The organism is Ruegeria sp. YTSC003 (genome assembly GCF_059609785.1).
The window spans coordinates 115,614-139,376 of sequence record NZ_JBXWMK010000003.1; the positions used below are offsets into that span (position 1 = coordinate 115,614).

General features: G+C 57.4%; 24 protein-coding genes. 20 read left to right on the forward strand and 4 right to left on the reverse strand.

The window, feature by feature from the left end; all coding sequences use genetic code 11:
* The first annotated feature begins 3 nt into the window (after positions 1-3).
* From AC2FFH_RS07570 to AC2FFH_RS07590, 5 genes are read left to right on the forward strand one after another with little or no spacing between them, the layout of a single operon-like run.
* Positions 4-450, forward strand: a complete 447-nt coding sequence (locus tag AC2FFH_RS07570) for a hypothetical protein (RefSeq protein WP_496844127.1) — start codon at positions 4-6, stop codon at positions 448-450.
* Between the two features lie 28 nt (positions 451-478).
* Complete coding sequence (locus AC2FFH_RS07575; protein ID WP_496844129.1) at positions 479-1,123, forward strand: MotA/TolQ/ExbB proton channel family protein; 645 nt, start codon at positions 479-481, stop codon at positions 1,121-1,123.
* A 31-nt stretch (positions 1,124-1,154) separates the two neighbouring features.
* Entirely contained in the window at positions 1,155-1,484 is a 330-nt protein-coding gene (locus AC2FFH_RS07580) for a biopolymer transporter ExbD (protein WP_496844130.1), read from the forward strand.
* On the forward strand, positions 1,481-1,876 hold the full coding sequence (locus tag AC2FFH_RS07585) for an ExbD/TolR family protein (RefSeq protein ID WP_496844131.1): 396 nt from the start codon (positions 1,481-1,483) through the stop codon (positions 1,874-1,876). The genes AC2FFH_RS07580 and AC2FFH_RS07585 overlap by 4 nt, the downstream gene beginning before the upstream one ends.
* Positions 1,873-2,685, forward strand: coding sequence for an energy transducer TonB (locus AC2FFH_RS07590; RefSeq protein WP_496844132.1), 813 nt, complete (start codon positions 1,873-1,875; stop codon positions 2,683-2,685). The genes AC2FFH_RS07585 and AC2FFH_RS07590 overlap by 4 nt, the downstream gene beginning before the upstream one ends.
* Before the next feature lie 20 nt (positions 2,686-2,705).
* Here the strand turns inward: AC2FFH_RS07590 and AC2FFH_RS07595 are convergent, their stop codons facing one another.
* Positions 2,706-3,488 (reverse strand): FadR/GntR family transcriptional regulator, encoded by a 783-nt coding sequence (locus AC2FFH_RS07595; RefSeq protein WP_496844133.1) that lies wholly within the window; start codon positions 3,486-3,488, stop codon positions 2,706-2,708.
* 349 nt (positions 3,489-3,837) lie between these two features.
* Here AC2FFH_RS07595 and AC2FFH_RS07600 point away from each other — a divergent pair, with 349 nt between their 5' ends.
* From AC2FFH_RS07600 to AC2FFH_RS07645, 10 genes are all read left to right on the forward strand, one after another.
* Positions 3,838-4,887: a TRAP transporter substrate-binding protein gene (locus AC2FFH_RS07600; protein ID WP_496844134.1), complete on the forward strand. Its 1,050-nt coding sequence runs from the start codon at positions 3,838-3,840 to the stop codon at positions 4,885-4,887.
* A gap of 115 nt (positions 4,888-5,002) precedes the next feature.
* Positions 5,003-7,066, forward strand: a complete 2,064-nt coding sequence (locus AC2FFH_RS07605) for a TRAP transporter large permease subunit (protein WP_496844135.1) — start codon at positions 5,003-5,005, stop codon at positions 7,064-7,066.
* Positions 7,067-7,078: 12 nt separating this feature from the next.
* Complete coding sequence (locus tag AC2FFH_RS07610; protein WP_496844136.1) at positions 7,079-8,266, forward strand: alpha-hydroxy acid oxidase; 1,188 nt, start codon at positions 7,079-7,081, stop codon at positions 8,264-8,266.
* Positions 8,267-8,783: 517 nt separating this feature from the next.
* Positions 8,784-8,876 (forward strand): hypothetical protein, encoded by a 93-nt coding sequence (locus AC2FFH_RS07615; protein ID WP_496844256.1) that lies wholly within the window; start codon positions 8,784-8,786, stop codon positions 8,874-8,876.
* Positions 8,877-9,277: 401 nt separating this feature from the next.
* Positions 9,278-9,469, forward strand: a complete 192-nt coding sequence (locus tag AC2FFH_RS07620; RefSeq protein WP_496844257.1) for an IS66 family transposase zinc-finger binding domain-containing protein — start codon at positions 9,278-9,280, stop codon at positions 9,467-9,469.
* Between the two features lie 1,418 nt (positions 9,470-10,887).
* Entirely contained in the window at positions 10,888-11,334 is a 447-nt protein-coding gene (locus AC2FFH_RS07625) for a phasin family protein (protein ID WP_496766919.1), read from the forward strand.
* A gap of 185 nt (positions 11,335-11,519) precedes the next feature.
* Entirely contained in the window at positions 11,520-12,557 is a 1,038-nt protein-coding gene (gene dusA / locus AC2FFH_RS07630) for a tRNA dihydrouridine(20/20a) synthase DusA (protein ID WP_496766920.1), read from the forward strand.
* Between the two features lie 40 nt (positions 12,558-12,597).
* A complete protein-coding gene (locus AC2FFH_RS07635) occupies positions 12,598-13,422 on the forward strand; it encodes a sulfite exporter TauE/SafE family protein (RefSeq protein ID WP_496766921.1) in 825 nt (274 codons plus the stop codon).
* Positions 13,419-14,201 carry a hypothetical protein gene (locus AC2FFH_RS07640; RefSeq protein WP_496844137.1) on the forward strand — a complete coding sequence of 261 codons (783 nt, stop codon included), beginning with the start codon at positions 13,419-13,421 and terminating at the stop codon, positions 14,199-14,201. Before AC2FFH_RS07635 ends, AC2FFH_RS07640 begins: the two co-directional genes overlap by 4 nt.
* 33 nt (positions 14,202-14,234) lie before the next feature.
* Positions 14,235-14,963 (forward strand): SpoIIAA family protein, encoded by a 729-nt coding sequence (locus tag AC2FFH_RS07645; RefSeq protein ID WP_496782593.1) that lies wholly within the window; start codon positions 14,235-14,237, stop codon positions 14,961-14,963.
* 267 nt (positions 14,964-15,230) lie between these two features.
* Here the strand turns inward: AC2FFH_RS07645 and AC2FFH_RS07650 are convergent, their stop codons facing one another.
* Genes AC2FFH_RS07650 through ccmI form a run of 3 tightly spaced genes read right to left on the reverse strand, consistent with a single transcriptional unit; the run spans position 15,231 to position 17,170 of the window.
* The gene (locus tag AC2FFH_RS07650) at positions 15,231-15,464 is read right to left on the reverse strand and encodes a DUF1289 domain-containing protein (RefSeq protein ID WP_496844138.1); all 234 of its coding nucleotides are present in this window, start codon (positions 15,462-15,464) and stop codon (positions 15,231-15,233) included.
* 18 nt (positions 15,465-15,482) lie between these two features.
* A complete protein-coding gene (gene ruvX, locus AC2FFH_RS07655) occupies positions 15,483-15,947 on the reverse strand; it encodes a Holliday junction resolvase RuvX (protein ID WP_496777644.1) in 465 nt (154 codons plus the stop codon).
* Positions 15,944-17,170, reverse strand: a complete 1,227-nt coding sequence (gene ccmI / locus AC2FFH_RS07660) for a c-type cytochrome biogenesis protein CcmI (protein WP_496844139.1) — start codon at positions 17,168-17,170, stop codon at positions 15,944-15,946. The genes ruvX and ccmI overlap by 4 nt, the downstream gene beginning before the upstream one ends.
* Before the next feature lie 196 nt (positions 17,171-17,366).
* On the opposite strand from ccmI, the gene AC2FFH_RS07665 reads away from it, so the two are divergent.
* The 5 genes from AC2FFH_RS07665 to AC2FFH_RS07685 all read left to right on the forward strand — a co-directional run bounded on the left by AC2FFH_RS07665 (position 17,367) and on the right by AC2FFH_RS07685 (position 23,484).
* On the forward strand, positions 17,367-18,611 hold the full coding sequence (locus AC2FFH_RS07665) for a sarcosine oxidase subunit beta family protein (RefSeq protein ID WP_496844140.1): 1,245 nt from the start codon (positions 17,367-17,369) through the stop codon (positions 18,609-18,611).
* 109 nt (positions 18,612-18,720) lie between these two features.
* The gene (locus tag AC2FFH_RS07670; protein WP_496766926.1) at positions 18,721-19,518 is read left to right on the forward strand and encodes an FkbM family methyltransferase; all 798 of its coding nucleotides are present in this window, start codon (positions 18,721-18,723) and stop codon (positions 19,516-19,518) included.
* Between the two features lie 19 nt (positions 19,519-19,537).
* On the forward strand, positions 19,538-19,867 hold the full coding sequence (locus tag AC2FFH_RS07675) for a sarcosine oxidase subunit delta (protein ID WP_109311456.1): 330 nt from the start codon (positions 19,538-19,540) through the stop codon (positions 19,865-19,867).
* A gap of 43 nt (positions 19,868-19,910) precedes the next feature.
* Entirely contained in the window at positions 19,911-22,925 is a 3,015-nt protein-coding gene (locus AC2FFH_RS07680) for a sarcosine oxidase subunit alpha family protein (RefSeq protein WP_496844141.1), read from the forward strand.
* Positions 22,918-23,484 carry a sarcosine oxidase subunit gamma gene (locus tag AC2FFH_RS07685; protein WP_496766929.1) on the forward strand — a complete coding sequence of 189 codons (567 nt, stop codon included), beginning with the start codon at positions 22,918-22,920 and terminating at the stop codon, positions 23,482-23,484. Before AC2FFH_RS07680 ends, AC2FFH_RS07685 begins: the two co-directional genes overlap by 8 nt.
* The last annotated feature ends 279 nt before the right edge of the window (positions 23,485-23,763 follow it).

Genomic DNA, 23,763 nt, shown 5'->3' on the forward strand with positions numbered 1-23,763 from the left:
GTCATGCAGACAACAATCAAAAGAAATGCCCGGGTGGTCCTGCTGACCCTGCTCCCAATTTTGGGGGCAGGGATTGCCAGCGCAGAGGAAACGCAAAAGCCCGACGGCGTATCAATCGAACTCAGCAGCGCCGAGGTAAAGGGCGAAAGCTGTTTGCTGAGTTTTGTCGCTGAAAACACCCATGACATCGATATCGACGGCGCAGTTTACGAGACCGTTCTTTTCGATGCTGAAGGTCAGGTGGCCCTGCTGACACTGTTGGACTTCGCCAAGCTGCCTTCGGGCAAGCCCCGTGTGCGGCAGTTTCAGTTCAACGACATGGCTTGCGATCAGATCAGCCGAATACTGATCAACGGTGCACAGGAATGCGTGACACAATCTGACATGGCCGATGCCTGCATGTCCGAGCTCACGCTCACCAGCCGCCTTGAAACGGAAGTGATCGGGTGAGGTTATGGACGCAGTTGTAAGAAAAATAATGGAAATTCTGGAATTGGGCGGGCCGGTTGTTGCCATCCTGATCGTGACCTCAATCGCAACGCTTTCGTTGGTTCTGTACAAGCTATGGCAGTTTCGGGCCGCTGGTGTCGGCCGCCATATTGAGCTTTCGCTGGCCATTCAGGCATGGGATCGTCAGGACCTTCCTGAGACAAAGGCGCATCTGGGTAAAAGTCGCAGCTACCTTGCCCCGGTGATCGCGATGGCCTTGTCTGGTGAGGATCGCACCCTGTCCGAACGTACCGACGCCGAGGCCGAAGCGCGGTTTGCCCAACTTGAGCAAGGGTTCAACGTCTTGGATATGGTCGCCCAACTTGCGCCGCTTCTGGGGCTTTTCGGGACCGTCTTGGGTATGATCGAGGCGTTCCAAACCCTGCAGGGTGCGGGCAATTCTGTTGATCCGTCGCTGCTTGCCGGCGGTATTTGGGTGGCCTTGTTGACGACCGCCGCCGGCCTTGCGGTTGCAATGCCGACTTCGATGGTCCTGACGTGGTTCGAGGCGCGCATGAACCGAGAGCGTACCTTTGCCAACCGCGCTTTGAGAACTGTGTTTGCACCGGGCTATGCTGAGGACGCGCCGGTGGCTGATCATACCCCGCAACAGGTTTTCGCCCATGGCACTTAACGTCCGCAGAAGACGGCGCAGGCGCTTGTCGATGACGTCCTTGATTGACGTAATCTTTCTGCTGTTGCTGTTCTTTATGCTGACGTCGACGTTCTCCAAATATGGCGAAATCGAATTTGCCACTGCCGCTGCCGGAGGCACAGAAACAGACCGGACAATCCGTTTTGTCAAACTCGAAGCCAACCGCATTCTGGTGGATGGCTCTCCTGCCGCGTTCGAAGATGTGGCCGCGGTGATGGCAGCTGGTAAGCCTCAGATCGCGCTGATCAGTCTTGGGCAGAACGCAACTTCGCAACAGTTGATCGACCTTCTTTCGGTTCTAAGCGGTGTAAAGCAGTTGCGCGCACAGGTGATCGGATGATTCAGCTGAAGCCCAAGGAAAAACAGGGCCGAGAGCCGACGATCGCACTGATCAATGTCGTCTTTTTGATGCTTATTTTCTTCATGATTGCCGGCACCCTTGCACCGCCGCTGAGCAAATCGGTGAAGCTGGTGGAAACCAGTGATCTGGACGGTCGCGAGCCACCCGATGCTTTGGTCATTCGTAGCGATGGTTCACTGGAATACCGGGGCGCCGAACTGACTGGAGTTGAGGCGTATGTGGAACGCGCGTCGATCAACCTTCCGCTGGATGATGTTCGCGTCGTGCCGGACCGGGCTTTGCCTGCTGTTCGGCTGAAAGAGGTCAGTGATGCCTTGCGCGCGCTGGGTGCAAAAAGGGTGTACGTGGTCACAGAAAGGGGTTTGCAATGATACCCAGATCGCGTGGCATAGCTGTTGCCGCTTTGGCGCTGGCCGCAGCCACCCATGTTTTTGCCCTGCATGACTTTTCTGCAGGTGAACAGGTGCTTGTCGAAGGTGGCGGGTCGGGCGAAGTTGCTGCGCTGGGGGATGCTTTCAAGGACTATGTGACCGGGGCCACCGCCTCGGCACCCGCTACTGCACATCAACCGACCGTCGCACCGACACAGCGACAAACTGCGGTCAGCCCAACCTCTCAGGCCCGGGCGTCAGTTCCCGGGGCGATAAAGCATACTGTCGCCGACACCAAAGCCGCCGTCGCGGTGACCCATCGACAAGCATCCGCTGAAGCGCAAGAAGCAGCGCCGTCAGAGACGGAAGCCGTCGCGAAAACCCCAGCCGTGAAACCGGCGGACCCGACCAAACAAAAGGTCGATCAGGTTGCGTCGCAGGCAGGAAATTCTGAAAAGAGCGCCAGAAAAGGCAATGCATCGGGAAAAACCAGCAAAGGCGCTGCGACGGCCAAAAAGACAAGTTCCATAGCGGCCGGGCAGGGTAACGCTGAGGTCAGCAATTACAGAGGGCACGTAATGCGCAAGATCACCCGTGCCCGTCGTAAGAACGTCAATATTCGTGGTGCGGTGTTGGTGAGTTTTCGGATTGGCGACAATGGGGCGCTTGTAAGTGTCACCGTCAAGCGCAGCTCGGGGTCGAAACGACTGGATCTGGTGGCACTTGCGCAGGTACGCGCGGCAGCGCCGTTTCAGCCACCACCTGCCGCAGCCCGTCGTGATTACATGATTGAGATCGTTGGAAAGTAAGAACGAACTGCGCTGCCCGATCAGAGTTTTGAATCGGACAGAAGGCGGCGCTTTTCGGCCATTGCCTCACGGCGGCGTCTTTCAATGCCAAGCTTGAAGGACTCTTCAACAAAGTCGATATGGTCATACGCAGCTTTTTCCGCGCGTGCTTCGTCGCCTGCGATGACCGCCATTCCCAGTTCGCGATGCTGCTCCATCAACAGCTTGCCCGTGCCGTCGATGGTCTTCAGAAAATCACGATTGTAGAATACACCTTGCCGTGTGAGCTCGTAGATTGACGCCATCATGTGGATGAGCGTCGCGTTTTGGCTGGCGTCCACAATTGCGGCGTGCAGCGCAAAATCAGCTTCGCGTGAGGCCAATGCATCCTTCTCGTGCCAGGCGCGTTCATCCTCGGCCAGGATATCCGTGATCCGTTCCTTATCCGCTTTGGTCGCCCGTCGCGCGGCGAGTTTGGCGGCAAAGCCTTCCTGTTCGCGGCGGTACTCGAGATAATCAAAAAACGCTGGCTCATGGCGTTCATACAGCGCCAACAGGGCAGGGAGCATGGCGCTGCCCGTCAGTGCGGCTACAAATGTGCCTTCACCATGCTGTGTCGTCACCAGGCCGCGTTCTTCCAGAACGGCCAGCGCCTCACGCAGTTTGGGGCGGGAGACGCGAAGGGTTTCCGCCAGATCGCGTTCCGATGGCAGCTTGCGACCCTGCTTGAGAATGCCCGAAGCAATCAGATCTTCAATCTGAGACACCACTGCATCCGAAAGTGATTCGTGCCCGATCGGTTCGAAAATCGCTGTCGTGTTCATCGTGGTTTACCCTTCTGAAAAAGATTCAGAACCCCTTTGGTAAATAAAAGTAACCTTTGAGTGTATGTTTTTCAATGCCTGATTTAGCGGAGAAATCTCTCGGATTGTTTGAATTGCAACTGGTTACCAGTAAACAAAAAAAGCCGCAACACGCGCCCAGACTCCGTCGGCGGCGGCTTTCTTAAGTCTAGGCGGTCTGGGTCGTCTTCAGGCAATTAACAATCGAACCATTGGTAAATAAAGTTGTTGACTGAAATGTTTGGTAAACTTTATTTACCAGTGTGGCGCGGAAAGATCTCGCGTCAAAATTCATCGGACGCCAAGTCCGACCGACCCTGGAGGAGATTTCATGAAAAAGACCCTGACGAGCCTTGCCGTGGCTGCCAGCCTGATGGCGGCCCCTGCGGTTGCTGCTGACAAACTGCTGCTGAAAACCCCGATTGCTTTCTCGACCGAGCTTCCAGGGCTGGGTTCCCCGATCCCTCGTGTTGCCGAGCAGCTTGACCTGATGTCTGGCGGCACACTGAAGATGAAGGTTTACGAGCCGGGCAAACTGGTCCCTCCGTTCGAAATTCTGGATGCCGTGTCGACCGGCAAGATTAACTCGGGCTACACCACTGCTGGTTACTGGGCAGGTAAAATCCCGGCTGCGCCGCTGTTCTCGGCGGTTCCGTTTGGCCCTGAGGCGGGCGAATACATGGCGTGGCTGTATTACGGCAACGGAATGTCGCTGTATCAAGAGATGTATGATCAGGCGGGATACAACGTCCACGTCATCCCCTGCGCGGTTATTGCTCCGGAAACCTCGGGCTGGTTCGCAACCGAGATCAACTCTCCTGACGATCTGAACGGCCTGAAGATGCGCTTCTTCGGACTGGGCGGCAAAGTCATGCAGAAACTGGGCGTGGCGACCTCGCTGCTGCCGGGTGGTGAAATCTTCCCCGCGCTGGAAAAAGGCGCCATTGATGCGACTGAATTCTCGATGCCTGCCATCGACGCGCGTCTTGGCTTTCACAAACTGGTCAAGTTCAACTATTTCCCCGGTTGGCACCAGCAGGCGACCGTGTTCGAGTTGATGATCAACAAGGACGTCTGGAACGAAACCAGCGAGCAGCACAAGGCGATCATCGAAAACGCCTGTAAGGCATCGATGGCTGACAGCTTTGCCGAAGGTGAGGCCATTCAGCACGCAGCCCTGATCGACAACGTTGAAAACAACGGCGTCACCATCAAGCAGTGGTCGCCCGAGATGCTGGATACTTTCCAAGCGACCTGGGAAGACGTTGCTGCCGAAGAGGCCGCCAACGATGCCTTCTTTGCCAAGGTTCTGGCCGATCTGAACGAATTCCGCGACGGTTACGACCTGTGGAAAACCAATGCGTTCCTCCCCCGTCAGTAATCTGACTTACTGACGCGTCCGGGGCGGCGGGCTCCTCCGCCTCGGACATTATCAGGATTTCAAACCTGCATTCCCTTGACCGCGCTCGCGCCGGTCAACTGAGCGAGGATTACCCATGGCCACGCAAAAGACCCTAAGTGATCCAGTCGAAGCCTATGAAGGCATCCTGGAACATCCCGACACCGACCGTCAGAAGATCGCCGTTGTTATTGATACAGGTGTCAAAGCCGTCGGGCACGTAGTGATGTGGGCCAATGTCCTGTTGATGGCCGCGATCTTCAGTCAGGTCTCGCTGCGCTATCTGTTCAGCCAGAACTATCCCAAACTGGACGAGATCCAGTGGCACTTTTACGGCGTCGTCACGATGATCGGCATATCCTATGCCTTGATCACAGACAGCCATGTGCGCGTTGACGTTTTGCACATGCAACTGTCCCGTCGCGCGCAGCGAGTGATAGAAGTGACCGGCATCCTGACCCTGCTGACTCCGTTCATCTATCTGATGATCGATCAGGGGTACGACTATTTTTACGAAAGCTTCCGCGTTAGCGAGCGCTCGGACAGCCCCACTGGTCTGCCTGCGCGCTGGGCCTTCAAGGCGGTCATTCCGATCAGTTTTGTTCTGCTGGGCTTGGCTGCGATGGCGCGGCTGATCCATGATGGGCACGCATTGATGTACGGGCCGGCATCAGAGCGCGATGGCGCATCGCTGCGTCGCATTCTGCTGGTCCTTGCTGTATTCGCAGCTGTCTGCGTTGGCCTGACTTTTCTGGTCGAAACGACCGAGGAAAAACTGGTCATCGCAATGTTCCTGACATTCATTGCGCTGCTATTTACAGGATATCCTGTGGCCTGGGTGTTGGCCGGAGTCGGCGTTGCATATTGCGGGCTGGCCTATCTTTTTGACAACGACCTGATGCTGTGGACGGGGCTTGAGAGCACCTTTACCGGACTCGACTATCTGACTCTTGGCGCGGTGGTGAACCGTGTCTATGCGACCATGTCCAACGCAGTTCTGGTGGCCCTGCCGATGTTCATCTTCATGGGCCTGATGCTGGACGAAAGCGGCGTAGCCGAACGTCTGATGTCTTCGATGCAGCGCCTGTTTGGCACCGTGCGTGGCGGTCTGGCGATCACGGTCACGCTAATCGGGATCATTCTGGCAGCCTCTACGGGCATCATCGGTGCTTCCGTTGTGCTGCTGGGCGTTCTGTCACTGCCGTCAATGATGCAGCAGAAGTATCAGCCCACCTTGGCCGCTGGGGTGGTTTCAGCCTCTGGCACGCTGGGCATCCTGATCCCGCCGTCAATCATGCTGGTGATCATGGCAGACCAGATGGCTTTGTCTGTGGGCGATCTGTTCATGGCTGCGGTCTTCCCAGGCGTCATCATCGGTGGCCTGTACCTGACTTACATCTTCATCCTGGCATTGGTGAACCGCGATGCGGCTCCTGTGCCCAAGGGCGCAACGGCCCCAGACTGGGCCGCCGTGAAGGACGTTCTGATCGCAGTCATACCGACGCTATTGCTGATCCTTGCGGTTCTGGGTTCAATCTTTGCCGGTATGACCACACCTACCGAAGCCTCGGGGATCGGTGCGCTGGGCGCGACGCTGTTGGCGCTGGGGTATCGAAAATTGACGTTCTCCAAGCTTTGGAACGTACTGGTATCGACTTTCAACACCACCGCCTACATCTTTGCGATCTTCCTGGGAGCGACCGTATTCTCTTATGTCCTGCGGGAACTCGGTGGGGATGAGTTGATTGAACATGTCGTGCAGTCCACCGGTTTTGGGGCCAATGGCACGATCCTTTTCATCCTGTTCATCGTCTTCCTGCTGGGCTTTGTACTGGACTGGATCGAGATCACGCTGATCGTGCTGCCCCTGATGCGCCCCATCGTAAATGGGCTGGGCATCGACATCCCAGGTTTCGGTGTTCTGGATGAACCAGCCTTGGTGTGGTTCGTCATTCTGGTGGCAGTGACGCTGCAGACCAGCTTCCTGACGCCGCCTGTGGGTTTCGCGTTGTTCTATCTCAAGGGCGTCTGCCCGCCCGAGATAAAGCTGACCCATATCTACAAGGGCATCATTCCGTTTGTCTTACTGCAATTGACCGGGCTGGCGCTTGTCTTCCTGTGGCCCACGCTTGCCACCTGGCTGCCATCAGTCGCCTACTAAGGAGCCTCAGCGATGCGACTGAGCCATTGTCACAACTTCCACGACTTCCGGCGGCTGGCCAAACAGCGCCTGCCGGGGCCGATCTTCAACTATATCGACGGTGGCGCGGATGATGAGGTGACGTATCGCGAAAACACTCGCGCCTTTGACCGCTGCGATCTGCTGCCCTCGGTCCTGCGCGGGGTGAAGGACGTGGATATGTCCGTCACCGTTATGGGGCAAAAGTTGGACATGCCGGTCTATTGCTCACCCACCGCGTTGCAGCGCCTGTTCCACCATCAGGGGGAGCGTGCTGTGGCAGCGGCGGCCGAAAAATACGGGACCATGTTCGGTGTGTCGTCGCTGGGCACTGTTTCGCTAGAAGAATTGCGCCAGAAGCATAAGAACCCACAGGTCTATCAATTCTACTTCCACAAGGATCGCGGCCTGAACTCTGCCATGATGCAGCGCGCCAAAGAGGCGGGCGTCGAGGTGATGATGCTGACCGTCGACAGCATTACCGGCGGCAATCGTGAACGTGACTTGCGAACGGGATTCTCGATCCCATTCCGCCTGACTCTGGGTGGGATGATCCAATTCGCAGTCAAACCGATGTGGGGCATCAATTATGTCACGCATGAAAAGTTCCGCCTGCCGCAACTGGATGAACATGTGGATATGGGTGGCGGTGCCAGCTCGATCGGTGGCTACTTCACTGACATGTTGGACCCGTCGATGGACTGGGATGATGTGGCCAAGATGGTGCGAGAGTGGGATGGCCAGTTCTGCCTTAAAGGTATCATGACAGTCGAGGACGCACGCCGTGCGGCTGAGATCGGGTGTACCGGCATCATCCTGTCGAACCACGGCGGTCGCCAGTTGGACGGCTCGCGTACGCCGTTTGATCAGTTGGCCGAGATTGTGGATGCCGTCGGCGACAAGCTGGACGTGATGATGGACAGCGGAATTCAGCGCGGAACCCATGTGCTCAAGGCGTTATCGCTTGGGGCCAAGGCGGTCGGGGTAGGGCGGCACTATCTGTATCCATTGGCTGCCGCTGGTCAGCCGGGCGTCGAACGGGCGCTGGGATTGATGCGGGCTGAGATCGAGCGCGACATGAAGCTGATGGGCGTAACGCGGATCGACCAACTGTCGCGCACCAACCTGTGCTTCCGGGACACAGCGACCAGTCCTGGCGATGCGCATCGGAACGCGGCATGATCAACGAAGCCCTCATAACCAAATTTCGCGCCATCGTTGGCCCGCGCTATGTCTCAACAGACGCAGGCGCGACCGAACCGTTCCGCCAAGGATTCACAACGGTTGAGGGTTAGGCGCTGAGCATTGTTCTACCCGGTACCCTGCTGGAGCAGTGGAATGTACTGCAGGCCTGTGTCGCCACCGAACAACGGGTGCCAAATCGTCAGCCTCCAGGATGATACGTTGTTTGTATTGGGAAAGCTGGCTGATCCAGTGGGAAACATACCACAGTCTGTGATGATGCTCGTGGGTTGGGGATTGCAACAATTTTTGGTTGCTCGTTGGTTGATCTTATGCCGGCTTGTACCTCCGTTCAGCTATACCCGTCCGGTGATCTCGAACTTACGCATTTGGTACAGCCGGTCTTTTTGCCAGCGGCGATTGGTTCCGGGGGCCGTTGTGGCCATTTTCTGAAGATCATCTGGTGAGATATCAGCTAGGGTCCTTGCTCTCTAAGCGGCTGGAGAAAGGCCGATTTATGTGGCCCGTAGCGAAGGATGGCAAGATCAGCGTGACGCTTGCGCACTTGTCGATGTTGCTGGAGGGCATCGACCGGCGGCTGCCGCAATAGACCTGACCGCGGCTCAACACGGAATAGATCAATAAACATGGGTCTTTTGTCCCTTTCAGGATCCACCTGGCTTCGTCGATCCAATACAAGATCAGCGATGCCGAACGACCTAGACATTGGATCCGATGACCCTGCCGAACCAAAGTGCTGCTGGCAGCCAAGGTCAACTCTCAGGCGTTGGCGATAGAGAAGCTCCAGCAACAACTGACTGGCCATAACCGGCATCGCTACGGGTCAATTTGGAGAATCTGATTCAGCGATAACTGTCGTTCGAAGAAGATAAACGGATTTCAACGTGAGCCAAGGTACAGGCTGATCTCACGCCTACTGTTGAAGAAAGCAAGCCCACCCGGCAACACAGCCGCAAACCGTTTCCTGAGCATCTAGATCGGCAGCAGTAGATCCTTTCGCTAGGGAAGGAATGCACGCATTGTGGCCGAATACTGAAGTCTCTGGGCGAAGATGTGACCGAAGAACTGGAATATGTTTCGGGCCGGTTTGTCGTGAACTGTAGCGTCTGGCCCGGCAAGGCTTGTCTGGATTGTGAGGCTTTTATTCAATCCGCACCTCACTCGCACCCGATAGAACGCTAGCGATCAGGGCCAGGCTTGTCGGCCCATATACTGGCCTCAAAGTATGCGGACTACCTTCCACTCTACCCAGAATTAATACCACGATGGTATCGATCTGGAACGCTCGATCCTGACCGACTGGGTGGGCCAGTCCATTGCCGTGCTGGAACCACTGGCAGATGCCATACGAGCCTATAGTGTCACAGGGTGAGGCTGTTTTTGCTGATGATATGGTGGTGAAGACGCGGGCGCTTGGTCAGAAAAAGACCAGAACCGCGCTAGTCTAAACCTAGGTTCGGGATGAACGACCGTAGCTGGGCCTGTGCGCCAAAGGTGCACAATTTGACCACCTGTCCAGCTTTGCTAGACGGGCTCCACCATGTTCTTGGTATCAGTTTGCTGTCGACTGGAAGGGGGAGAATTCCATTAGTCATCTATCCGGATACAAGGGTTGGATTCACTCCAAGTCTATTCGGGCTTCAATGGGTTGTTCGAAGAAAATACTGCCCGCGAGGTGACCTGATTGGCGCACGTCCGGCACAAGTTCATCGGATTTATGCTGCACAGGGTTCGGCAATTGCCAGGAAAGCCATCCGCCGTATTGCGAAGCACTACGTCATGAAAAAAGAGGCGCGGGTCGGATCGCTTAAGTAACCATTCGGTGTTTGTTTGTGCATCATTGCAGCCTGTTTTGCTTTCAAAGCATACGCGTTGTCCTTGCGGCATGGATACATCCTATGCTCAAACCATGATGATCATAGAGATAACCGCACCCAGATCGGCCGCGTTGTGGCCAACAATCGCAGTTTCGTTCCCAACGAAATCCATTTGGGCGGATCAGGCGAACAAGAGGTGAAATCCACAATGACAATGGTCGGTCCGTACCATCTCCGTAAAACATCAATGTGAGCCAGATCGCTCGACGCTATTTCGATTGAGGCTGAGGGTGCTGAAATTAAGAAAACGCAACACGCATCTTGGACCAGGAGAACTTGGCCCTGCGTACTCTGACTGAACCCGGCTTGTGTTGGGAATACCATTTTTAGGGTGAAATTAACTTTGGTGTTACCACGGATGGCTTCAACCCGGTTCCTCATCTCAATTCATTCTTTAGGATCATAAGCAGGACGACAGGCAAACCAACCTCCTCAAATTCGTCATGAGGTGGCTAGCGCCCAACCGAAAAACCAGGTGTTGCCGTAGTCCCGTGTGCCGCGTTCCTAAAATGTAATAGAACGGTTGGGCTCACAGGGCGGACACGTTTAGCCGGCGTCGGTGACCTATGTGCAGGTTAATGTAAGCGGTTGATTTTAAGGTCTTTCGTGGAAGAATTCCGCAATGCAGCAAGAAAAATCTTGCAATGCTGCGGTGCGGCATCCATATTGTCCTCAAGCTGATGAAAACCGGGGTGGGCCTGGTTCGGCAAAAGGATTTTAGACATGGCAAAGACGCAAGATTTCACCGCGACCCTGAAAGACGTTATGGGCGCGTTCCCCGTTGACACCACCGCTCTTGAAGGTGCTTTCAAATCGACCGCGACGCTGAACGAAAAGCTGTCGGGTGTTGCACTGGAAGCGGCTGAAAAGTCGGCCGAGATCTCGAACAAATGGACCAAGGACACCCTGGCCAAGTTGACCGAGATCTCAAAAGCCAAGGCAGAGCCTGCAGATTACGCCAAAGCGGCCACCGACTTCGCCAGCGCATCGGCTGAAGTTGCAGCTGAAAACATGGCAGCCTTCGCAGAGATCGCGAAAAAAGTTCAGTCCGAAACCGTTGAGCTGCTGATGGCAGCTGGCAAAGACGTCGCCGAAGACACAACCGCGGCCGTCAAAAAAGCCACCAACGACGTGACTGCAGCTGCCAAGAAAGCCGCTGCTGCCAAGTAAGCAAACGCCGCGAGGCGCACCCACTCCTCCCAATCGGTGCAATCGCGCAGGGCAGGTCGAAAGACCTGCCCTTTCTTTTTGTGCTGGAGTGCCTTTTAGGTACGCGTCTTGACCACAGCGCCCTTGGTTGCGAAACGCCGTCCGGTACAGTAAGCCACCTATTCAGTGTACACCGAGACCCAACCATGACCGCATCGTCACACCCTGTTTCACAGCGCCAACCGGCTTCAAATGTCCTTGTCGCCAAGGCGGCGAGATTGTCGGTCGCACCAATGATGGATTGGACAGACCGGCATTGCCGATTTGTGCACCGACTGCTCAGTCAGCAGACACTTCTTTACACGGAAATGGTAACCGCCCCGGCGTTGGTGCGAGGTGGCGCATTGCATTTGTTGGACTTCAGTTCGCAGGAACACCCCGTCGCGCTGCAATTGGGCGGTTCAGACCCAGAGGAAGTGTCGCAGGCGGCCCGGTTGGGCGCGCAAGCGGGGTATGATGAGATCAACCTGAATTGTGGTTGCCCCTCGGATCGGGTGCAATCGGGCACTTTCGGGGCCGTGTTGATGAAGGACCCCGTCCGTGTTGCCGACTGCGTTGCCGCGATGCGCGATGCGGTTGATGTTGAAGTCACTGTCAAATGCCGTATTGGGGTTGATGATCAGGATCAGGAACAGGCCCTGCCTGAGTTTCTGCAGGCCATTCATGCGGCCGGATGCCAACGTGTGACAATCCACGCGCGCAAGGCTTGGCTGCAAGGGCTTAGCCCTAAGGAAAATAGGGATATCCCGCCCTTGGACTATGATCTTGTGCACCGGATGAAGGGGGCGTTCCCGGACCTGCATATCTCAATCAATGGCGGTATCACGTCTTTGAATCAGGCGAAGGCGCAACTGGATGCCGGATTGGACGGGGTTATGATCGGCCGCGCGGCCTATCATCAACCCACGGATATTCTGGCCGAGGCGGATGCCTTGATTTTTGGCGGCGGTCAGGTGGCTGATCCGATTGATGTCGTTCACAAAATGGTGCCCTATGTCGAAAACCACCTTGCCGGGGGCGGGCGTTTGCACCAGATCACGCGTCACATGCTGGGCCTGTTTGCCGGACGTCCCGGCGCGCGCGCGTGGCGTCGAGCCCTTTCCGAGGGCGCGGTCCACGACGGGGCAGGCCCCGAAGTGATGCTGCAAGCTCTGGACAGTATCGCGCCTTTGGCAGAGGTTTGACGAGAACGGAATACGGCCAAATGGCCGGTTTGGGGGGATGATGCCCGAGACGATGTTACTGGCCCAGATGTTGGGCCTTTTGCTTGTAATCGGGGCGCTGGCCGGTGTCTTGGCTGGCTTGCTGGGTGTCGGCGGCGGCATCGTTTTGGTGCCCGCGTTTTTCTATGCGTTCCAAACACTTGGATATGGCGGCCCACAGTTGATGCAGCTGTGTCTTGCGACCTCGCTGGCAACCATCATCGTCACATCACTACGATCCGTCCTGGCGCATAACAAGAAAGGCGCGGTGGACTGGGATATCCTGCGCGGTTGGGGGCCGGGAATTGCAGTGGGTGCCATTGTCGGTGTGCTGGTCGCTTCGGCACTGCGAACCGAGGCGTTGCAGGCGTTGTTCGGCGTGTTGGGTATGGTCATTGGCGCATATCTGGGTTTGGGCAAATCAGAATGGCGGCTTGGCGATGCGATGCCAAAAGGCGTAAAGCGGGCCGTTTTGTCGCCCTCGGTCGGGTTTTTATCCGTTCTTATGGGCATCGGCGGCGGCAGCTTTGGCGTACCGTTGATGAGCCTGTTCAACACGCCCATTCATCGGGCGGTTGCAACGGCGGCCGGGTTTGGCGTGATCATCGCGGTGCCTTCGGTTTTGGGCTTCCTGTTCCTGGACATCGCGCCTGAACACCGCCCTCCGTACACAATCGGCGCGGTCAACCTGATCGCTTTTGCAATTGTTGTAGCCATGACGATGATCACTGCGCCCTGGGGCGTAAAGCTGGCGCATGCGATGGATCCCAAGCCGTTGAAGCGTGTGTTCGCGGTTTTTCTGACGCTGGTCGCCCTGAATATGCTGCGTAAGGCGCTGGGGCTGTGACCGATTTTTGGAACAAAGGTTGGATCAGGTTTCCGCACGACCCGACGCTGGCCCAATGGGTTGAACATGCTTTGCCGCGGGCGCGGGCCTCGATTACCGATCCGGCCTTTGCGGAATGGTTGGATTGCGAAGGCACGTGGTTCATCGGCGTGGACGCACTGGACAACGATCCAGAGGGCAGGGTGGCGCGATCGGACGTTTTGTCGGGTCAGGCCATGGACTTTATCTCTGAACACTATGGGCGGTTGCCGCTGCACAAGGGGCAGGTCTCGGTCGTTTATCCCGGTTATCCCCGTCCGCGTCGCGGCGAAGGTGAAGCGGCTACCAGATACCGGCGGAACCGTGATGCGGCGCATGTGGACGGATTGCGCCCCATGGGGCCGGATCGTCGACGCCGGGTAGATGAACCGCACGCATGGATTCTTGGCATCCCGCTGACCGAGGCCAGCGCGGATGCCGCGCCGATGGTTCTGTGGGAAGACAGCCACAAGATGCTGGGGGCTGCATTCGCACAAGCGATGAAAGGCCAACCCAAGGACAGCCTACACTTGATCGACGTAACCGAAATATATCAGGCGGCCCGTCGCGAGGTGTTTGAGACCTGCCCCCGGATCGAGCTGCCAGCAAAACCGGGTGAGGCCTATCTGCTGCATCGCCACTGCCTGCACGGCGTTGCGCCTTGGGCCGAGGCGGCAACCGCTGGCCCGGATGGACGGATGATCGCCTATTTTCGCCCCGAATGCGCCGGGGGAGTAGCCGAGTGGATCGAATCCCCCTAACCTGTTGCCATTATTCAGGTTTGGAGATTTTCGATGATTACGGTTCACACGGATTCTGATGGGGCCCAGATCGAGGTCGAGCTGTCCGGCGAAGTGACAAGCAAAGACTACAGCGAGACATTGGTCCCCGCGATCGAAGCGGCGCTTGAGGCGCATGATGCGGTGCGTCTGCTGGCAATCGTGCAGCCAGAGTTCAAAGGCTATGATCTTGGGGCCGCGTGGTCCGATACCAAGCTGGGTCTCAGCCACTGGCGCGGGTTTGACCGTATCGCAGTTGCGGCTGATCAGGGCTGGGTACAGACAAGCATCCGTCTGGCCGCGCCGATCCTGCCATGCCCCGTTCATGTGTTTGAACTTTCGGAACTTGAGGCCGCGCGCCGTTGGATGCGCGAGTCTCTGGGGGCCATCCATGTGACCGATTTGGGCGGACCCTGCGTGCAGATCAGCCTGATGGGCAAACTGGACCCCGAAGAATACCAACAGGCTGAGCGTGATCTGGATACCTTGCTGAGTTCAAAGAACGGGTTCCGTCTGTTGATCGACCTGCGCGAGTTTGACGGCTGGCAGGGGCTGACCGCACTGGCCGCACATTTCCGCTTGGCCCGAGGGCATGTGGGAATGCTGGATCGCGCCGCCATAGTGGGGGACAAAGCGTGGCAACATATGGCGCAGCGTGTCGCCAGTCACGTTCTGGGTGCCCGCACGCAGTTCTTCCCTTCTGAGGATTTCGAAAACGCAAAATCCTGGCTTGCAGCGGGGTAGGGCGATGCTGATCACGGCGCCAGTTCTCGCCTGACTTTACCATTACGTAAGGTTAATTTACCGACCGTTCAATTTTTCTTGATCGGTCGGTCAAAAAACGCTTAAACCTGAATTGTTCTTCCGCCCGACCACTTCGGAAGACCATTTTGCTGAAAGGCGCTGCTGTGGGTTGCCACTCACTTACGCATGTCTTCGAACTTGATCCCCCCTCGGAGTTCAGACCAACCCGCAGCAGCGCGAATTCAGCTTAAAAGCCAGAAGTGGATATCAGGATTTGTTCACGCGCGCCGCGCGTCCGCCGCGCCGTTTGGCGAGGCGTGGCTTGCGCGCGGGCAGATCTTCCATGATCTCAGCACGTTCATCGCTGCCCATTTTCGACCAGCGTGTGATCTCATCAATGGTGCGATAGCAACCAGTACAGATGCGCTCGGTCGGGTGCACGACGCATATCTGGATGCAAGGGCTTTCGACCTCGTTCCTTTTCCAGACCATGTTTGTCATCGGTGTACCCCGTCGCCCTTAAAGAAAGCGCAGCCTATCCAGCGCTCCTTGCAGAATATAGCCCGCCGCGACGTGATCGATAACCTGTCCGCGACGTTTTCGTGTCGTATCCGCCTCAAGCAGTGCCTTTTCTGCCGCTACCGTGCTGAGCCGTTCATCCCAGAATCCGATCGAAACTTCGGTCAGACGTGACAGATTTCGGGCAAAAGCGCGGGTCGATTGGCACCGGGGGCCTTCGGTTCCGTCCATGTTTTTGGGCAGGCCAAGCACAACACCACCAATCTCGCGATCCGCGATGATTTCCAGCAATCGGGCCGAATCCAGGGTAAATTTCTTGCGCCGTACGGTCTCAAGCGGGCTGGCCACGCCGCGCATCCGGTCGGACACAGCCACGCCGATGGTTTTTTCGCCCAGATCCAACCCCATCAGGGCAGTCATGGGTGACAATGCAGCGGCGAAGTCTTCGAATTCGTCATAAATCATTGTGCGATACCTGCTTGAAGCGCAGCGGCGTCGATGATTGCAAGGGCATCGGCATTGTCGGCAAAGACTGCCATGGCTTCGTTCCTGATGTCGATGGCGCGCTGTCCTTCGCCCAGAACGCCCAGTGCTGCGATCAGACGGGCCCAATCCTCGGGCGCTCCTCCTTCGGTGGCCAGCCGGTCTGAAAGCTGGTTGACCATGCCTCGGATCATCTCTTGTCGTTCGTCCGGGGTCAGCGCAGCGGCAGCCTCGACGTCATCCTGGCTTGGGCCGGGTCCGGTAGGGGCCGTAACTTCGGGCGCGTTGAACACGCCGGCGCGGAAAGCCAATTCTTCCAGTTGCGCCAGAATTGCGTCGACCCACGGCGCGCCGGCCGGTGCGTTGCGCAAGGCGTCGGTCCAGATGCGATACCCGATGTCGGGGCGCCCGACCTGCACCATCATCTGGCCAAGGTAATACAGCGCCGGACCGTGTCGCGGATCACGTGTTAACGCTTCGCGCAATGCAGCTTCGGCCTCGGGGGATACATATCCACCCGCCGAGAGGATCATCATTTCTGCCAGATGCGAATAAGCATCTGCTGGGACAGCGTCACCGGACAAGTCGATCACGCGCTGCTGCGCCTTGTATGCGGCCGGAAAGTTGCCTGCGTTCGCCTCGTGTTGCGCCAATAGGATATGGCCTTGCAGGTCATCGGGGCGCGCTTCGACGGTTTCACGCAACTGCTCTAAAAGCGCCGCGTAGCTCTCTTCCAGCTGCGGCATGGGGGCTGGTGTTGTGGTGGCTTCGAATTCAGCCTGGCTGGGGCGTTCCGCGCGCAAGGTTTCCGCTCGATCAATGCGCAGCGACAGAGGTTGGTCCGGTAGCCCCGCCGCACCCATCCGGTCGTACATCCAGGCCGCACCGCCGACCAGGATAAGACCCACGGCTGCGATCGCGGTGGCCGAGGCCCAAAGTGGCGGTCCCGGTCGGGTCGACCGTGCCTGCATCTGGGCGTCTGCGGCCAGAATACGGCGCGAAATCTCGGTGCGAACACGCTCGGCATCGGCTTCGCCGATGACACCTCGGGCCAGATCCTTATCGACGCTCGCCAGCTGTTCGCGATAGACACGCAGATCATACGCCGCTGCGGGTTCGCGTGTGTCGCGCGTTCGCAGGATGGAATAGCCCAGGAGCACTGCAGTCACGGCAGCTGTTAAGATGATCAGGACCCAGAACGACATGGCTTCTCCGAAGTGGCTGCCCTGACTTAGACCTCTCGGCGGGCCGACAAAAGGGACAAATGGCCGCTGGCCGACTTCGTGTCGCAATAATGGGGCCTATGTCGCAATAGTGCGATATTACGGCGTTGAACGGCAGGGGCGCGCTGGTGTTACGCGGCATATCTTCGCGCAATCACCGAACCGGATGGATTCGCCTATGAAACACTATTCAGCCTTTGCTGTAGCGCGCGAAGCGCTGCGCTGTCACACCGGATGGGAACGCGCCTGGCGTTCGCCCGAACCCAAGAAGAAATACGACGTGATCATTGTCGGTGCGGGCGGTCATGGTCTGGCCACGGCCTATTATCTGGGTAAGAACTACGGCATCCAGAATGTCGCCGTGATCGAAAAAGGCTGGCTGGGCGGTGGTAACACCGGTCGTAACACGACTATCATCCGCTCGAACTACCTGCAGGACCCTTCGGCAGCGATCTACGAAAAAGCGCGTAGCCTGTACGAGGATCTGAGCCAGGAACTGAACTATAACGTTATGTTCAGCCCCCGTGGCGTTATGATGCTGGCCCAGACCCATCACGAAATTCGCGGATACCAGCGCACGGCTCATGCCAACGCGTTGCAAGGTGTTCAGACCGAGTGGATCACCCCTGAGCGCGTTAAGGAACTGGTACCGATCATCAATATCGACGGTCCGCGCTATCCGGTTCTGGGCGCATTGTGGCAGGAACGCGGAGGTACCGCGCGTCACGACGCCGTGGCGTGGGGCTATGCCCGCGCCTGTTCCGCGATGGGCATGGACATCATCCAGCAATGCGAGGTCAAAGGCGTTCGGTCCGAAAACGGCCGCGTTGTTGGCGTCGATACCACCAAAGGTTCGATCGACTGTGACAAGCTGGGCATGGTGGTTGCGGGCCATTCAGGACAGTTGGCCGAAATGGCGGGCTTCCGTCTGCCGCTGGAGGCGATCGCGCTGCAGGCATTGGTGTCCGAGCCGATTAAGCCCTGCATGGACGTGGTCGTAATGGCCAACACCGTGCATGGTTACATGTCTCAGTCCGACAAGGGTGAGATGGTGATCGGCGGCGGCACTGATGCCTTCAACAACTACACCCAGCGCGGCAGCTTCCATCATATTGAGGAAACCGTTCGCGCACTGGTCGAAACCTTCCCGATGATCTCGCGCCTGAAAATGCTGCGCCAGTGGGGCGGGATTGTGGACATGACCGGCGACCGGTCTCCGATCCTGTCAAAAACGCCTTTGGGTGGTTGCTTTATCAACTGTGGCTGGGGCACGGGTGGCTTCAAGTCGATCCCCGGATCGGGATGGGGCATGGCGCAGCTGATGGCCACAGGTCACTCACCGCTGACCGAAGCCTTTACGCTGGACCGCTTCAAAGAGGGCCGCTTCATCGACGAAAGCGTCGCGGCCGGGGTGGCACACTGATGTGTGGACTAATGTTAATCCCTGCATATTCCCCTGCACACAATAGTTGCGTTGCGATACCGTCAGATCGCGCTTGTGGCTTCGTTCGTTTGGCGCAAGGAGCACGGCTGTGAACCTGAACGACCTACCGTCTTCCGTGCCGGGGCGACCCCGCAAATCCAAGCTTGCCATGCGGGACTTCCTGCTTGCCTGTTTGGATGCTCGGGCCGAGCACGTGCACGTTGTCCAAGTCGGTGCAAATGACGGTAAGCTGGAAGACCCGCTTTTTCGCTATTGGTCAAAAGACACTTGGTCAGGTGTGCTCATTGAACCGCATCCGGTGTACTTCCAGGAACTTGAGGGCTTGCATGGGAATAATCCAAACGTTGTCTTGGTGAACGCTGCGGTTTCTGAGACACCGGGTAAGATGGCATTGTATCATATGGATGAACGCCTGAAGAGCAGCTGCCCGGGATGGTTGCGTGGATGTGCCTCCGTCGAAAAAGGTCGAATGGAAAGCGCGGTGCAACGTGCCAATCGCAAACAGGGATTAACCATTCCGGAAAGCGCGGTTGTCAGCACAGAAGTGCGTACCAGACGTTTGGATGATATTCTGACTGAGCATGGAACTCGCAAAGCTGATGTACTTGTGGTGGACGTTGAGGGACACGAAGTCACTGTCCTAAACAGCGTCGACTTTTCCAGCCTCGAAGCCAAGGTTGCCTTGATCGAATGCAATGTTGGCAATCGTGAAGCCAAGGGATCGATCGTTTCCACATTGAATGCTGCTGGAATGATTGCGTATCAGATTGCGGATGACATTGTCGGAGTGCGCCCGAACGCCATCACTATCCCCATCGAAGCCATGTTCCACTTTGAAAACATGGTTCCATTGGCTGTCGAAGAACAGCCCGTACCTACTCAATGAAAATAGGTGTGATGAACAAATGCTGATCCTGAATTGCCCCTACTGTGGCGTTGACGCCGAAGAATCTGAACTGTCCGCCGGAGGTGAGGCGCATCTGAAACGCTTCGGTCCCGGCTCGTCGGATGGCGAATTCCACGACTACCTGTTCATGCGTGAAAACCCCAAAGGCGTTCATTTCGAACGCTGGCGCCACAGCAACGGCTGCGGCAAGTGGTTCCACGCCGCTCGCTGCACACAAACGCTCGAAGTGTTCGGAACCTATTCCGCCCAGACCACCGAGCCGCCGAAAGAACTCAAGGACGCGATCACTGCAAAGCGTCCTGGCTGGACGTGGAGAGAGTACGAATGATCCACGCTGCCATCCCTAATTCCGCCTGCGAAAGGTCAGCAACATGAGCACCCGTCTCGCAAAACAAGGCCGGCTGATTGACCGGTCGAAACAGGTCACCTTCACCTTCAACGGCACCTCGATGCAGGGGTACGAGGGCGACACGCTTGCCTCGGCCCTGCTGGCCAATGATCAGATGATGATGGGCCGGTCGTTCAAATACCACCGCCCGCGCGGTGTTGTGGCCAGCGGCGCGGAAGAGCCGAACGCGCTGGTCGGCCTGGGGCAGGGTAACCGGTTCGAGCCGAACCAGCGCGCCACCACGACCGAGCTGTTCAACGGTCTGACCTCAATTTCACAGAACCACTGGCCGAACCTGGAATTCGACATCGGTGCCGTGAACACGGCGCTGGCGCGGTTCCTGCCAGCGGGCTTCTACTACAAGACGTTCATCCACCCCAAGCCATTCTGGAAACACGTCTATGAGCCGATCATCCGGCGGTCGGCCGGTCTGGGTAAAGCACCCGACAAAGACAACCGCGACGCAGACACCTACGAGCACTTCTACGCCTTCACCGACGTTCTGGTGATCGGTGGCGGTGTCGCCGGGTTGCAAGCGGCCAAGGCGGCGGCCGAGACCGGTGCGAAGGTTCTGCTGATCGAGCAAACCGCGCATTGGGGTGGGCGCGCTCCGGTCGATGGCGGGACCATCAATGATGAGCCTGTGGATAAGTTCGTGGAACAATTGGTTTCCAAATTGGAAACAATGGACAACGTTATCATGCGCAACCGCTGCATGGGCGCGGGTGTCTATGACCATGGTTATGTGCTGGGGTATGAGCGTCTGAACGATCATAAACCGGGCACACAAGGTCCCCGTCATCGCCTGTGGCGTATTCGGGCCAAGCAGGTCGTCACTGCGACAGGCGCCATCGAACGCCCGCTGTCATTTGCGGGCAACGATGTTCCGGGCGTCATGCTGGCTTCGGCCATGCGCGACTATGTGGTGAATTGGGGCGTCACCCCGGGCGAGCGTGTGATCGTCGCGACCAACAATGACGACGCATATCGCACAGCGATCATCCTCAAACAGGCAGGTGTCGATGTTCTGCGTGTTATTGATGCGCGCGCTGCAGCCGGACCGCTGGCCGAAGAGGCGCGACAGCTTGGCATCCGGGTCGACCCCGGCAAGGCCATTGCCAAAGTCAAAGGCGGCAAGCGCGTCAAAAAGGTCGAAATCTGCAATCAGGAAGGTATCGGTGGCGCTCGCGAAGAAGTTGAGTGCGACGCGGTTGCCATGTCTGGCGGCTGGTCCCCGGTTGTTCATATGTGGTCGCATTGCGGCGGCAAGCTGATTTGGGACGAGGCACACGCGCATTTCCGCCCCGATCCGGCACGGCCACCACTGGGCGCGAACGGCGAGGGATTTGTTGTGGCTGCTGGTGCGTCTAATGGCCCTCTGGCATTGGGCGATGTTCTGACGGACGCGCACGCTGCGGGCAAAGCGGCCGCCAAAGCTGCTGGCTTCAAGCCAAAGAACACCAAAGCTCCGGCTGGTGAGGCCACGCAAGAGGCCGCTATGCAAGCGGTCTGGCTGATGCCCGCCAATGCCGAAGTGCAGTTACGCATGAAATCCTGGCTGGACTTCCAGAACGACGTCAAAGTCTCTGACGTGCAACTGGCCGCGCGCGAGGGCTATGAAAGCGTCGAGCATACTAAGCGGTACACTACACTGGGTATGGCGACAGATCAGGGTAAGTTGAGCAATATCAACGGACTGGCGATTCTTGCTGATGCGCTGGAATCGGAAATTCCAAAGGTAGGCACCACCACGTTCCGTCCGCCATACACGCCCATTTCGATGGGTGCGATTGGCGGCGAAGCGCGGGGCGACGTGTTCCAACCGATCCGTCAAACGCCGATGCATGACTGGCACGACAAGAACGGCGCGGATTGGGAGCCGGTCGGCCACTGGCGCCGGACCTACGCTTATGTACGTCCTAGTGAATCTGTGCACGACGCAGTAAACCGCGAGGTCAAGAATACCCGCGAAAACCTTGGTCTGCTGGACGCGTCGACACTGGGTAAACTGATCGTCAAAGGCCCGGACGCCGGCAAGTTCCTCGACATGATGTACACCAACATGATGTCCACGCTGAAGGTCGGCAAATGCCGCTATGGCCTGATGTGCTCGGAAAACGGTTTCCTGATCGACGACGGTGTTGTTGCTCGTATCGAAGAGAACACTTGGCTGTGCCACACAACCACCGGCGGAGCCGAACGCATCCATGCCCATATGGAAGAATGGCTGCAGACCGAGTGGTGGGACTGGAAAGTCTACGTCGCCAACGTGACCGAGCAATACGCTCAGGTCGCGGTTGTTGGCCCCAACGCCCGCAAGGTGTTGGAGAAATTGGGCGGTATGGATGTTTCGAAAGAAGCGCTGCCCTTCATGGAATGGCGTGATGGCAAGATCGGAGATTTCGATTGCCGGGCCTACCGCATCTCGTTCTCAGGTGAACTGTCGTATGAGATTGCAGTGCCCGCCAGCCAGGGTCAGGCATTCTGGGATGCATTGATGGACGCAGGTAAAGAGTTCGGCGTCATGCCATACGGCACTGAATGTCTGCACATCCTGCGGGCCGAGAAGGGCTTTATCATGATCGGGGACGAGACCGACGGCACCGTGATCCCGCAGGATCTGGGGCTGAACTGGGCGCTTTCGAAAAAGAAAGAGGACTACCTCGGAAAACGTGCCCATTCACGCAGCCACATGGCCGATCCGGACCGCTGGAAACTGGTTGGTCTAGAGACTGTGGATGGTTCGGTTATCCCTGACGGAGCTTACGCAGTCGGCGAGGGCGTCAACGCCAACGGGCAGCGCAATATGATCGGACGGGTGACCTCGACCTATTACTCGGCCAATCTGGGCAAGGGCATCGCTATGGGTCTGATCAAGCACGGTCCCGACCGCATGGGCGAGATCGTCGAGTTCCCGGGTACCGATGGCAAAACCTACAAAGCTAAGATCGTGGACCCGATCTTCTTCGATAAGGACGGGGAGAAGCAGAATGTCTGAACCCATCAGCGCACTGAACCATGCAAGGTATGATGGCATCGCCAAGGTCCGGGAATGTGGCCTGCAGGGTATGATTACCTTGCGCGGCGACCTGTCCGACAAGGTGTTGGCCAAGGCCGTCAAGGACGCAACGGGTCAGAAGATGCCCGATCAGCGCGAAGCCTTGGTCGACGGTGAGTCCGGCGTCTGCTGGATGTCCACCGATGAATTGTTGGTGCTTGTTCCTTACGCCGAGGTTGAGGCCAAACTGGCGGCGTTGACCAACGCGCTGAGCGGTACACACGCGTTGGCGGTCAACGTCTCGGACGCCCGCGCGGTTTTCCGTATCTCGGGCAGCAATGCGCGTGAGGTGCTGGGCAAACTTGCCCCGGTCGAGCTGTCGGCTGAGGTATTTCAACCGGGTCAGATCCGCCGCTCGCGCTTGGCGCAGGTGGCAGGGGCGTTCTGGATGGATGACGCCGATACCTTCCGTGTTGTCTGTTTCCGGTCGGCCGCAGACTACGTGTTCAAGCTGCTTAAAGTTGCGGCGCAGCCCGGCAGCGAAGTCGGGGTTTACTGAACCGAAGTGAAGTGAAAAGCCCCGGCCACACCGAGGCTTTCTTTACCCGGTGGTTACGCTGCAAACTCCCGAACCATATGGTTTGTTGGCAGCGCTTGTATGCGCAAAACTGGCGCGATTCAGCCATGGCCGTCCGACTTCGTGATTTCACATTTGTATTCGACAGTATCCGCCAGAACTGATTGTGCGGAAAAGATCGTCTCAGCAATCCCCGTAGGCGATGCTGTCATTTTGCTTTCTCAAAAACTCTTCCGTGGGTGCTATTCAACGAGCACCCGC